The organism is Curtobacterium sp. 458 (assembly GCF_030406605.1).
GTDB lineage: Bacteria > Actinomycetota > Actinomycetes > Actinomycetales > Microbacteriaceae > Curtobacterium.
On record NZ_CP129104.1, the window covers coordinates 24,243 to 36,363 of the forward strand.

9 protein-coding genes are annotated in these 12,121 nt (G+C 72.1%); all 9 read right to left on the minus strand.

Translation table 11 applies throughout. The annotated features are described in order from the left end of the window. Window positions 1-137: 137 nt before the first annotated feature. Window positions 138-1,193 carry a type I glyceraldehyde-3-phosphate dehydrogenase gene (gene gap / locus QPJ90_RS00115; protein ID WP_290132451.1) on the minus strand — a complete coding sequence of 352 codons (1,056 nt, stop codon included), beginning with the start codon at window positions 1,191-1,193 and terminating at the stop codon, window positions 138-140. A gap of 95 nt (window positions 1,194-1,288) precedes the next feature. Beyond that, window positions 1,289-2,239, minus strand: a complete 951-nt coding sequence (locus QPJ90_RS00120; protein WP_290132452.1) for a DJ-1/PfpI family protein — start codon at window positions 2,237-2,239, stop codon at window positions 1,289-1,291. Between the two features lie 61 nt (window positions 2,240-2,300). Beyond that, a complete protein-coding gene (locus QPJ90_RS00125; protein WP_290132453.1) occupies window positions 2,301-3,020 on the minus strand; it encodes a methyltransferase domain-containing protein in 720 nt (239 codons plus the stop codon). Continuing rightward, entirely contained in the window at window positions 3,017-4,234 is a 1,218-nt protein-coding gene (locus QPJ90_RS00130) for a type III polyketide synthase (RefSeq protein WP_290132454.1), read from the minus strand. The genes QPJ90_RS00125 and QPJ90_RS00130 overlap by 4 nt, the downstream gene beginning before the upstream one ends. Window positions 4,235-4,388: 154 nt before the next feature. After that, window positions 4,389-5,894, minus strand: a complete 1,506-nt coding sequence (gene gatB / locus QPJ90_RS00135) for an Asp-tRNA(Asn)/Glu-tRNA(Gln) amidotransferase subunit GatB (protein ID WP_290132455.1) — start codon at window positions 5,892-5,894, stop codon at window positions 4,389-4,391. Continuing rightward, complete coding sequence (gene gatA, locus QPJ90_RS00140; protein ID WP_290132456.1) at window positions 5,894-7,438, minus strand: Asp-tRNA(Asn)/Glu-tRNA(Gln) amidotransferase subunit GatA; 1,545 nt, start codon at window positions 7,436-7,438, stop codon at window positions 5,894-5,896. Before gatA ends, gatB begins: the two co-directional genes overlap by 1 nt. A gap of 12 nt (window positions 7,439-7,450) precedes the next feature. Beyond that, window positions 7,451-7,750, minus strand: coding sequence for an Asp-tRNA(Asn)/Glu-tRNA(Gln) amidotransferase subunit GatC (gene gatC / locus QPJ90_RS00145; RefSeq protein ID WP_290132457.1), 300 nt, complete (start codon window positions 7,748-7,750; stop codon window positions 7,451-7,453). Between the two features lie 241 nt (window positions 7,751-7,991). Further along, window positions 7,992-10,382 (minus strand): transglycosylase domain-containing protein, encoded by a 2,391-nt coding sequence (locus tag QPJ90_RS00150; RefSeq protein ID WP_290132458.1) that lies wholly within the window; start codon window positions 10,380-10,382, stop codon window positions 7,992-7,994. 205 nt (window positions 10,383-10,587) lie between these two features. Then, window positions 10,588-11,949, minus strand: a complete 1,362-nt coding sequence (locus tag QPJ90_RS00155) for an alpha/beta hydrolase (RefSeq protein WP_290132459.1) — start codon at window positions 11,947-11,949, stop codon at window positions 10,588-10,590. Window positions 11,950-12,121: the final 172 nt, after the last annotated feature.

Genomic DNA, 12,121 nt, shown 5'->3' on the forward strand with positions numbered 1-12,121 from the left:
CTCCCGTCCGTCTGCTGCGTGCGTTGCGCGCAGAGCGCGGCCCCGCCCGATCACCCGAGTCTCGGCTGTGCGGACACTTTCGCGACGCCCCGCCCACGAGGGTGTCCGTGGGGCCGAGTCTCGGCCGTGCCGTGCCGCTAGACGGCGGCCGCGACCGCCCGGCCGAGCAGGCCGAGCGTGTCCACGACCCGGTTCGAGAAGCCCCACTCGTTGTCGTACCAGGCGACGACCTTCACGTGCCGGCCACCGTCGACCCGGGTGAGGAGCGAGTCGAAGATGCTCGACGCCGGGTTCTGCTGGACGTCCGTCGACACGATCGGGTCGCTCGTGTACGCGAGCACCCCGGCGAGCGCTCCTCCGGCGGCGGCACGGTAGGCGGCGTTGACCTCGTCGACGGTGACGTCCCGCCCGACGACCGTGTTGAGCTCCACGATGGACCCGACCGGGACCGGCACCCGGATCGCGTCGCCGGACAGCTTGCCGTCGAGGCGCGGCAGCACCAGACCGATCGCCTTCGCCGCGCCGGTGGTGGTCGGCGCGATGTTGACCGCGGCCGCGCGGGCCCGGCGGAGGTCCCGGTGCGGGCCGTCCTGCAGGTTCTGCTCCTGTGTGTACGCGTGCACGGTCGTCATGAAGCCGTGCTGGATCCCGGCGAGGTCGTCGAGGACGGAGGCGAGCGGTGCCAGCGCGTTCGTCGTGCAGGAGGCGTTCGACACCACCGTGTGCTGATCCGTGTCGAACGCGTCCGTGTTGACGCCGTACGCCAGGGTCACGTCGGCACCGGTCGCCGGAGCGCTGATGAGCACCCGTCGTGCGCCGGCGTCGAGGTGTTGCGCCGCGGCCTCGCGGGAGGTGAACCGGCCGGTGGACTCGAGGACGACGTCGACGCCCAGCGCGCCCCACGGCAGGGCGGACGGTTCGCGCTCGGCGAGCACACGGATGCGGTGCCCGTCGACCACCAGGAAGTCGCTGCCGTCGTCGTGCGCGACCTCGACGGTCCCGTCGAAGGGCCCGAGGGCGGAGTCGTACCGGAACAGGTGCGCGAGGGTGTCGGGCGCGGTCAGGTCGTTGACGGCGACGACCTCGAGCCGGTCACCGTCGGAGCGGTGGGCGGCGTCTCCTGCGCGCGCGAGCAGGGCGCGGAGCGTGTTGCGACCGATGCGGCCGAAGCCGTTGATGCCGATGCGGGTCATGGCGTTCCTTTCGTTCGACCTCAATGCTCACCGGCGGCCGCGGACTCCCCCAGTGGCGCTCGCGCCCTCTTCCGGAAGGATCTCGCCAAGCTCCCTCACTCCTGCTGGAACGTCCTCCGGTACGCCGTCGGCGTCACCCCGAGCACGCGCCGGAAGTGCAGCCGGAGGTTCGCGTCCGTCCCGAGTCCCACCCGTGCGGCGACCTGGTCGATGGCGAGGTCGGACCGCTCGAGGAGCTCTCGTGCGAGGTCGACCCGTGCCCGCAGCACCCACTGCATCGGGGTGTACCCGGTCCCCTCGACGAAGCGCCGCGAGAACGTCCGGGTGGAGACTGCCGCGTGTCCGGCCAGGTCGGCGAGGGTGAGCGGATCCCCGAGGTGCCGCAGTGCCCACTCCCGGGTGTCGGCGTACGTTGCGTCGGTCGGCTCCGGGACCGAGCGCTCGATGTACTGCGCCTGCCCGCCGCTGCGGTGCGGCGCACTGACGAGCCGTCGCGCGACGTGGTTCGCGAGCCCGACGCCGTGGTCGCGCCGCACGAGGTGCAGGCAGAGGTCGATGCCGCTCGCCGCTCCCGCGCTGGTCAGGACGCTGCCCTCGTCGACGAAGAGGACGTCCTCGTCGACGTCGACCGCGGGGTACCGGTCACGGAGGACCCGCGTGTACTGCCAGTGCGTCGTCGCCCGACGCCCGTCGAGGAGTCCTGCAGCGGCGAGCGCGAACGCTCCGGTGGAGATCGCCGCGATGCGCTTGCCGTCGGCGTGGGCTCCCCGGAGGGCACGGACGACGGCCTCGGGCGGTGGGGTGTCAGCCGGGAAGCGGTAGCCCGGCACGAAGACCGTCTCGGCCCAGTCCACGGCTTCGAGCCCGCGGCCGACGGCGTACGAGAGTCCGTCGCCGCCCCGTACCGTGCCCGCTCGTGGGCCACAGACCCGGACCTCGTACGGCATGCTCGGGCGGTTCGAGAACACCTGCGCGGGGATCCCGACGTCGAGGGGCTTCGCGCCGGGCAGGACGAGGACGGCCACGCGGTGCGGACGATCGGCCATGCGCCGACGCTAGCGGATCAGCTACGACCACCGGGCGGACCGGCCGCGGCAGCCGCCGGGGTCAGGTGTCGTGGACGGCCAGGACGCGGTGCGGGGACGCGGCCTCGGCGACCCAGCCGGTCGGCAGTGCCCGTCGGAGCTCGTCGACCGTGAAGCTCCGTCGGATCGACCGGAGTCCGTCGACCCGCACGAAGGTGCCCGCGGCCACGAGGGGCGACGCCAGGGCGTAGGAACGGTAGGCGCTGCGCGAGCGCCGGATGTCGGAGTGCACCACCCGTGACGCGGCGAGGCGCACGGAGTCGGCGAGGAAGCCGGAGCGTTCGTCGTCGCCGAGGTGGTGCAGCACGTGGTTCGAGACCACCACGTCGAAGCGTTCACCGGCCGCGACGAGGTCCCCGCTCGACGCTTCCCGGAACGTCGCGCCCCGGAGCCGCGATCGGCTGGCCGCGGCGATCGCACGCGGGTCGGGGTCGACGCCGACGACCTCGACGTCGAAACCGTCGCTCGCCGCCCACCGCACGAGTGCACGGGCGAGGTCGCCGCCGCCGCACCCGAGGTCGAGCACCCGGCCCCGCCCGGTCGGCGGCAGCGCGGGCATGACGTGCGTCCGCCACGCCGTCCGCCACCCGCTCACGAGGGCGTTCACCACGGCGAAGCGCCGGAAGGTCCGGTCCAGCGCGCGCGGGTCGCAGTCGGGGTCGTCCATCAGCTCGCGCAACGTGAGGTCACGGACCGAGAGGTCGACCGGGAGGCGCGGCGCGGCCCCGTCGCGCCGGCTCACGGCCGGCCTGCGGTCACCGCTGCGCCAGTGGCGACCGGGTCGGTGTCGGTCGCGTCGGTGGCGTCGGCGTCGCGGGCGGCATCGGCGTCGGCCGCGACGGTCGCCGACGCGGCTCCGGCGAGTCCGGTGCGCGCCGGTGCCGCCACGGTGAGGCGCGCGCACTCCACGGTGAGTCCCGGCCCGAACGCGAGGGCGATGACCGGGTCACCGTCCTCGAGGCCGCTCCCGAGTGCCTCGGCGAGCACGAACAGGACGGTCGCGCTCGACATGTTCCCGTGCTCCCGGAGGACGGTCCGGCTCGCGGCGAGGGCGTCGGCGGGCAGCCCGAGCGCCTCCTCCGTCCGGTCGAGGATCGCCCGACCACCGGGGTGCACGGCCCAGATCGGGACCGCAGCGGCCGGAGCGTCGCCGAGCAGCGGGGCGACCGCCGCACCGACGTGCTCCCCGATGAGCTTCGGGACGGCCGTGGAGAGCACCATCTCGAAGCCCTCGTCACCGATGTTCCACGCCATGTCGCCCGCACCCTCGGCCACGACGCTCGTCGCGAAGTCGTCGATCCGGAGGCCCGGGCCGTCAGCGGCGACCACCGCCGCCGCCGCCCCGTCGCCGAAGACGCTGTTCGACACGATCTGGTCCGGGTCGTCCGAGGTCCGGACGTGGAGCGTGCAGAGCTCGGCGCAGACGACGAGCACCACCGCGTCCGGGTCGGCGTCGACGAACGCGGCGGCGATGCGGAGCGCCGGGAACGCCGCACAGCAACCCATGAACCCGATGTGCTGCCGGAAGACCGAGGGGCGGAGGCCGAGCTGTTCGACGACGTCCAGGTCGGGCCCGGGCTGGGTGAACCCCGTGCACGAGACCGTCACGACGTGGGTGATCGTCTCCGGCGCCGTCCCCGCACGGTCGAGCGCGTCACGGGCGGACGCGACGAAGAGCGGCGGGGCGAGGACCCGGTACGCGTCGTTCCGGGACCCGGTCGACGGGGAGACCAGCGCACCCCGGACGTCGCGGAAGGCACCGGCGTCGGCCGCCGGGTCGAGCTCGGGCAGCACGGTGTGTCGCGTGTCCACGTCGGACCCGTCGAACGCCGCACCGATGAGCCGCTGCGCCAACCGCGACGTGGCGGTCTGACTGCGGAAGAGGTCGCGGACGGCGGACTGTCCGAGGGTCGTCTGCGGGACGGCGGTACCGATGGCGCGGATCGTTGCAGACACGACTCATCCTGTCACCGGGTCGCTGACGCGTCCCCAGGTTGCGTCGGAACGGGAACGGCGCCGTGGAACGGACACAGCACCGTGGAGAACCACGGTGCTGTGTCCGGAACCTGGTTCGGCCGGGCTCGGCGGCGGGTGCGTCAGCCTTGCTGCGTCAGCCCTGCTGCGCCCGTTCGAGCACGAGCTCGCGGACGCGCGCGGCGTCGGCCTGGCCCTGCATGGCCTTCATGACCGCGCCGATGATCGCGCCGGCGGCCTGGACCTTGCCGTCCTGGATCTTCGCGAGGACGTCCGGCTGTGCGGCGAGTGCCTGGTCGACCGCGGCCGTGAGCGCGGAGTCGTCCGAGACGACCTTCAGCCCGCGCGACTCGACGACCTGTGCCGGCGACCCCTCGCCGGCGATGACGCCTTCGAGGACCTGACGCGCGAGGCGGTCGGTGAGGTCGCCGGACTCGACGAGCGCGATGAGCTCGGCGACGTGCTGCGGCGAGACGAGGTCGCCGGCGGCGGCGTCCTGTGCGTTCGCGACGCGGGTGATCTCACCCGTCCACCACTTGCGCGCGGCCTGGGGCGCTGCACCGGCCGCGACCGTGCCCTCGACCTCGTCGAGCAGGCCGCCGTTCACGACGTCCTGGAACTCGAGGTCGGCGAAGCCCCACTCGCCCTTGAGCCGACGACGACGAGCGACCGGCGCCTCCGGCAGCGCGGCACGCAGTTCCTCGACGAGCGCGGGGTCGGGCACGACGGGCAGGAGGTCGGGCTCCGGGAAGTAGCGGTAGTCGTCCGCGTCCGACTTCGGACGGCCGGCCGAGGTGCGACCGGTGTCCTCGTGCCAGTGCCGGGTCTCCTGCGTGATCGTGCCGCCGGCTGCGAGGATCGCCGCCTGCCGCTGGATCTCGTAGCGGATGGCGCGTTCGACCGAGCGGAACGAGTTGACGTTCTTCGTCTCGGTGCGGGTCCCGAGCTTCTCCTGTCCGCGCGGGCGGAGCGAGATGTTCGCGTCGCAGCGGAGGTTGCCGCGCTCCATGCGGGCCTCGGAGACACCGAGCGCCCGGACGAGGTCACGGATGACCTGCACGTACGCCGCGCCGAGCTCGGGTGCACGGTGCTCGGCGCCGAAGATCGGCTTCGTGACGATCTCGACGAGCGGGACACCCGCACGGTTGTAGTCGACGAGCGAGTACTCGGCGCCCTGGATGCGTCCGGTGGCACCGCCGACGTGCGTGAGCTTGCCGGCGTCCTCCTCCATGTGGGCGCGCTCGATCGGCACCTGGAAGATGGTGCCGTCGACGAGTTCGACCTCGACCTCGCCCTCGTACGCGATCGGCTCGTCGTACTGCGAGATCTGGTAGTTCTTCGGGTTGTCCGGGTAGAAGTAGTTCTTCCGCGCGAACCGCGACGACTCGGCGATCGAGCAACCGAGCGCGAGGCCGAGGCTGATCGAGTAGCGGACGGCCTGCTCGTTGACGACCGGCAGCGACCCGGGCAGCCCGAGGTCGACCGGCGTCACGTTCGTGTTCGGCTCGCCGCCGAAGAAGTTCGGCGCGTCGGAGAACATCTTGGTCTTCGTGCCGAGCTCGACGTGCACCTCGAACCCGAGCACCGGCTCGTAGCGTTCGAGTGCCTCGTCGAAGTCCATCAGGGCTTCCTTCTGCGCCATCAGATCACGCCTTCCTGCGCTGCCGACTGCTGGGAGGCGTCCAGGTCGGGGATTCGGTCGATGAGCGGGGCGCCCCACTGCTGCTCGAGCAGTCGCTCGAGCGCGGCGCCGTACCGGTAGAGACGGGCGTCCTCACGCTGCGGCGCCATGAGCTGCACACCGGTCGGCAGGCCGTCCTCGGGCGCGAGGCCGTTCGGGATGCTCATGCCGGGCACACCCGCGAGGTTCGCCGGGATCGTGGTGAGGTCGTTGAGGTACATCGCCAGCGGGTCGTCCATGCGGTCGCCGAACGGCAGGGCCGTCGTCGGCGCGGAGGGGCTGAGGAGCAGGTCGACCTTGTCGAAGGCCGCCGCGAAGTCGCGCTGCACGAGCGTGCGCACCTTCTGCGCGGAGCCGTAGTACGCGTCGTAGTAGCCGGCGCTCAGCGCGTAGGTGCCGAGGATGATGCGTCGCTTGACCTCGGGGCCGAAGCCGACCTCACGCGTGGCGGCCATGACGTCCTCGACGGTCGCACCGTTCTCGGGCGTGACACGGAGGCCGAAGCGCACGGAGTCGAACTTCGCGAGGTTCGACGACGCCTCGGCCGGCAGGATCAGGTAGTACGCGCTGATCGCGTAGGCGAACGAGGGGGCGTCGATCTCGACGACCTCGGCACCTGCCGACTCGAGGAGCGCGACGGTCTCCTGGAAACGCTGGGTCACACCGGCCTGGAAGCCCTCGCCACCCGCGAGCTCCTTGACGACACCGACCGTGAGTCCGCGCAGCGTGTCGGCCTGGAGCCCCGCACGGGCGGCGTCCGCCATCGAGGGCCACTCAGCCGGGATCGAGGTCGAGTCGCGCGGGTCGTGCCCGCCGATGACGTCGTGCAGCAGGGCGGCGTCGAGCACCGTTCGCGACACCGGGCCGATCTGGTCGAGCGACGACGCGAGGGCGATCGCGCCGTACCGGCTCACGCCGCCGTAGGTGGGCTTCACGCCGACGGTGCCGGTGAACGCGCCGGGCTGCCGGATCGAGCCACCGGTGTCGGAGCCGAGCGCGAAGGGCGCCTCGTACGCGGCGACCGCAGCCGCCGAGCCACCACCGGAGCCGCCGGGGACGCGGTCGAGGTCCCACGGGTTGTGGGTCGGGCCGTAGGCCGAGAACTGCGTGGTCGACCCCATGGCGAACTCGTCCATGTTGGTCTTGCCGATCGGCACCAGGCCGGCGGCACGCAGTTTGGCGACCGGAGTGGCGTCGTACGGGGGCCGCCAACCCTCGAGGATCTTCGAGCCGGAGGTCGTCGGCATGTCCTGCGTGCACAGGACGTCCTTCACGGCCACGGGCACGCCGGCGAGCGCCCCGAGCTCGTCACCGGCCGCGCGGCGGGAGTCCACCGACTTCGCGACGGCGAGGGCGTTCTCGTTGACGTGGAGGAACGCGTGCACGTCCCCGTCGACGGCAGCGATGCGGTCGAGGTGGGCCTGCGTGGCCTCGACGCTTGAGACGTCGCGGGCGACGAGGGCATCGGCGAGCGCAGCGGCGCTCAGCTTGGTGATGTCGGTCACGGTCGTGGCCCCTTACTGCTCTTCGCCGAGGATGGCGGTGACCCGGAAACGCTCACCGTCGGAGTCGGGCGCACCGGAGAGCGCCTGCTCCTGCGTGAGGGTCGTCCCGACCTCGTCCGGGCGGGTGACGTTCTCGAGCGGGACCGGGTGGCTCGTCGCCGGGACGTCGGGCGTCGCTACCTCGGTGACCTTGGCGACGCTCTCGACGATGTGCGCGAGCTCCCCGGTCATCTTCTCGATCTCGTCGGGCGTGAGTGCGATACGCGCGAGGCTCGCCAGGTGGGCGACCTGCTCGCTCGTGATGTCAGGCATGGTGCTCCGTCGATTGCGTTCGTGGGATGCGCACCAGTCTATTGCCGACGTCCGGCGGGCCTGCCCGCCGGACGAGACGCCGTGGACGGAGCGCGTCGCACCACCGCCGGTGCAGGAACGAGCCGCACTCGCCCGTGCGGTGGCGAGCCGCGCCGGCGTGCCCCAGCCGGGCGCGGCGTCGCGACCCGGCCGTCCGCACGTCGGCGACGGGGAGACGGGGCCGAGCCGTGCCTCCCGGCCGTCACCCGCCGGTCGTACCGCCCTTGCCCGCCCCGCCGCTCTTCCCGCCGGCACCGCCCGCCCCGGCTCCGCCGGCGGAGCCGGTGCCACCGGCACCCGCGGGTGCAGCCGGCGCGCCCGTCTGCTGCTGACCGGGCTGCTGCGTCCCGGAGGACGGCTGGTCCCCCGGCGTCGCGGGCGAACCCGACCCGTCGCCGGACTGCGAGCCCGCCGAGCCCGCCGAGCCCGACGACGAGGACGACGCGGACGAGGACGACGACGCGTGTCCGATCATCGCCGGGTCCGGCGTCGGCAGCGCATCGCCGCCGTAGTGCCCGTCGAGGTAGGTCATCATCTGCTTGCCGACCCCGAACTTCGCGCTGTACCCGGTCGTGTTCTGCAGGAACGGCGTGTTCGCGAGCCCGACGTTGCCCTGCACGTTGCCGATCCAGGTCGCGTTCGTGTACTTCGTCGTCGACGCGACGAGCCAGTTCTGCACGTCGCTGTCGGTCGTGCCCGTCTTCGCGAACTTCGGGACCCCGTCGTTCGGGTTCGCTTTGACGGCCGTGCCGTTGCCCTTCAGCACGCCCTGGAGCGCGTAGTCGACCGTGCCGGCGACGGCCGGGTCCACGCCCTGGGTGCACGACGACTTCGTGGGCGTGATCTTCGTGCCGTCGGCCTCGGTGACGGAGTCGATCGCGGTCGGGGTGCAGACGATGCCGTCGTTCGCGAAGCCCGCGTACGCCTCGGCGAGGTCGATGGGAGACAGGTTGTTCGTGCCGAGGATCATCGACGGGACCGAGCTGATCTTGCCGCCGTTCGCGAGGTGGATGCCCATCTTCTGCGCCAGGTTCGCGATGTTGCACAGGTCGAGCTGCTTGCCCATCGCGGCGAACGCGGTGTTGATCGACTCGCTGGTGGCGTCCTGGACGCTCATCGAGGCCGGGACCGCCTCGGCGTTCGCGACGTTCCAGTTCGGTCCGGCGATGTTCGCACAGGAGTTCGTGAACTCGGACGTCGGGTACGAGTGCTCGGTCGTGCTGACCGAGTCGCTGAGCGTGTGTCCGGTGGCGAGCCACTCCGCGAGCGTGAACACCTTGAACGTCGAACCGGTCTGGAACCCGCCCGAGTTGCCGTACGCCGTGTCCGCGCTGTAGTTCACCGCGGTCGTGCCCGGCGCACTGCTGTCGCCCTGCGTGTAGGCGGTGTTCTGCACCATCGACAGGATGCGGCCGGTCCCCGGTTCCACCGTGACGTTCGAGCCGCCGACGTCGACACCGGCCATCGTCGCGGGGACGTAGGCGGACAGAGCCGACTGCCCCTGCGCCTGCAGGTCGAGGTCGAGCGAGGTGTGGATCTGCAGACCCTTCGTGTCGAGCGTCGCGATGCGCTCGGCCGCGGTCTTGCCGAACGCCGGGTCCTGCAGCACCTCGTCGCGCACGTAGTCGCAGAAGTAGCCCGCGTCGAAGCCGGATGCCGCGGTCGAGCAGCCGTTCGCCGTCGCGGTGATCTTCGGCTGGACCGGCGTCGCGATGGCCGCGGTCATCTGCGCCTTCGTGATCGAGTGGTGCGCCTCCATCCGCCGGAGGACGTAGTCGCGACGCTCCTTCGTGAGGGCGTAGCCGTTCGCCTTGCCGTTCGCCTTGTCGCTCGGCTGGTCGATGCGCAGGTTCGACGGGTTGTTGAGGATCGCCACGAGGGTCGCGGACTGCACGAGGGAGAGGTCCTTCGCGTGCACGCCGAAGTAGTACTCGGCGCCGGCCTCGGCACCGTAGACCCGGCCGCCGAGCCCGACGATGTTGAGGTACCCGGTGAGGATCTGGTCCTTCGAGTACTTCTTGTTCACGGCGATCGCGTACCGCATCTCCTGCAGCTTGCGCTGCGGGGTGACGCCGGCCGCGTCCGCGTAGCAGGCGTCGACCTTCGCCTTCGTGGCGGCCGCGTCCTTGCCGGTCAGCGACTCGCACTGCTGCACGAGGACGTTCTTGACGTACTGCTGCGTGATGCTCGACCCGCCCTGGACGTCGCCGCCGACCGCGGTCGCCGCCGCGCCCCGGAGGGTGCCGATGACGTCGATGCCGCCCTCGTCGTAGAAGCGGGGGTCCTCGGTGTCGATGGCGGCCTCCTTGAGGGAGTCCGCCATCTGCGCGCTCGTCACGTTCGTCCGGTTCTCGGCGTAGAACGACGCGATCTTGACCTGCTTGCCGCCCTTCGTCGCGTAGACGGCGGACACCTGCTGCGGCGTCTGGATGTCGAGGTAGTCGGGCAGGTCCTCGAAGAACGAGGCCGCCCCGGACGCCCCCTCGCCGACGACCGCCACGGCGGGCGTGACGGCGACGGTCACGAGCATCCCCGCGAGGACGGACATGCCGAGGAAGGTCAGGAGGGCCGCCGGCCACCGGATCACACGCATGGCGAGCACGCTAGGTGGGCGCCCTGGGTTGGTTCTGCCGCGGAACCACCGCAGACTGCACCGTCGCTCAGGTTGCCGCTCAGGCTGACGACGTACCCGCTCGGCTCCCGCGCGGGGCTGCGGATCCGGCCTGGAGGCACGGCGAACCCCCGACGGACCGGCCGGCGGTCACGATCGGGTCACGGTGCACCCCGGCACGGTCGCGTCAGTCGCGCTGCTGGACGTCCTGGGGCCGGACGAGGTACATGTCCGGCGTGCCCGGCACACCACCACCGCCGGTGCCTTCGCCCCGTCGGAGCTGCTCGCGCACCAGGTCGCCCCGGCCGACGGCGATGAGGGCCACGTCGTGCAGCGATGCGGTGCCGGGCTTGAGGTAGTCGTTGTGTCCCGACGGACGACGGAACACGTCACCCGCCGCACTGGTGTCCGCGCTCCCGGCGAGGTCGAGCAGGGTCGAGCCGAAGGACGCCGAGCCGGGGTCGGTGCCGAAGTACCCGGACCCGGCGATCGGGTCGCTGTGTGCACCCCCGACGAACACCTCGCCCCGGGTCACCGCGAGCTGCGATGCCGTCCGGACGGAGCTGCCGGGCGACCCGAGCACGGTGAGGCTGTCCGCGTGCATCCGCCCCGAGGCCAGGGCGATGAGCGCCGTCGTCGAGCCGTACGAGTGCGCGACGATGTTCAGGCGCGGCTGTTCGGTGCCGCGGACCTCCCGCAGCCCGGTCACCGCACGCTCGAGCCGTTCGGCCCCGGTCTGCGCGAGCGAGAGCGACAGGATGTTCGACAGGTCCGGCGTGCGGTACCCCATCCACGCCACGACGGCCACGCCGTGTCCGTGCCCCGCAGCGGCCAGGGGCGCGAGCGTCGCCTGCTCCGTGGCGAGGTCGTTCGCGGTGTCGGTGAAGTCCCGCATCTGGCCGGTGACGGTGAAGAACATGCCGGGGACGACGACGGTCACGTCGGCCGCGGTCGTGAGGTCGCCGATCGCGATCGCTGCCCGTCCGGCACCGCGGGTGTCGAGCGTGACGAGCGTCCGCCGGGGGTCTCCGGGAGCGGACTCGAGTGAGCGGCGGACCTGGCCGAGCATCGCGGTCTCGGCGGACGGGGTGGCGGGGTCCTCGAGGGCCGCGGTGAGCGTGATGCGGTTCGCGCGGTCCCGGACGGCGTACGGAACGCCCTCGAGGTTGCCGACGACCCCCGGCGCGAGGGTCTCCAGGACCTGGTGCTCGTCGTCGCCGAGACCCGCCCACCACGACGCGACCTGCCGCGCCGTCGGCGGGTCGTCCTGCACGGTGGCCACGACGGCCGGGTCGACGGCCACGCGCCGGAGGTCGGCGGTCGGCATCGACACCAGGTCGTCGAGGAACTCGTTGCCCGGGGCGTGCGCGACGGCGTCGGCGTCGATCTGTACCCCGATCGACGCACTCTGGGGTACTGAGGCGTCCTCGAGGACGCGCTGCGCGGTGTGCACGACGGCCACCGGGGTGGGAGCGGGCACGGCGGGGGCCTCGACCACTCCGAACGAGTGCATCGAGGCGGTGAGCAGAGCCGCGGCGATGAGCAGCAATCGGGTCTCCCCCGGGAAGGCCGTCCCGTCGTCCCCCTGCAGACGACGGGTGATGCTCCGTCGAGTCTACGGAAACCGGCCCCTCTGGGAACATGCCTGTTGCAACTTGGCCCCCCAACTGGGTGCACCGAGGGGTGTGCCGCTCTGAGCGGACACGAGTACGGCGTGCTCC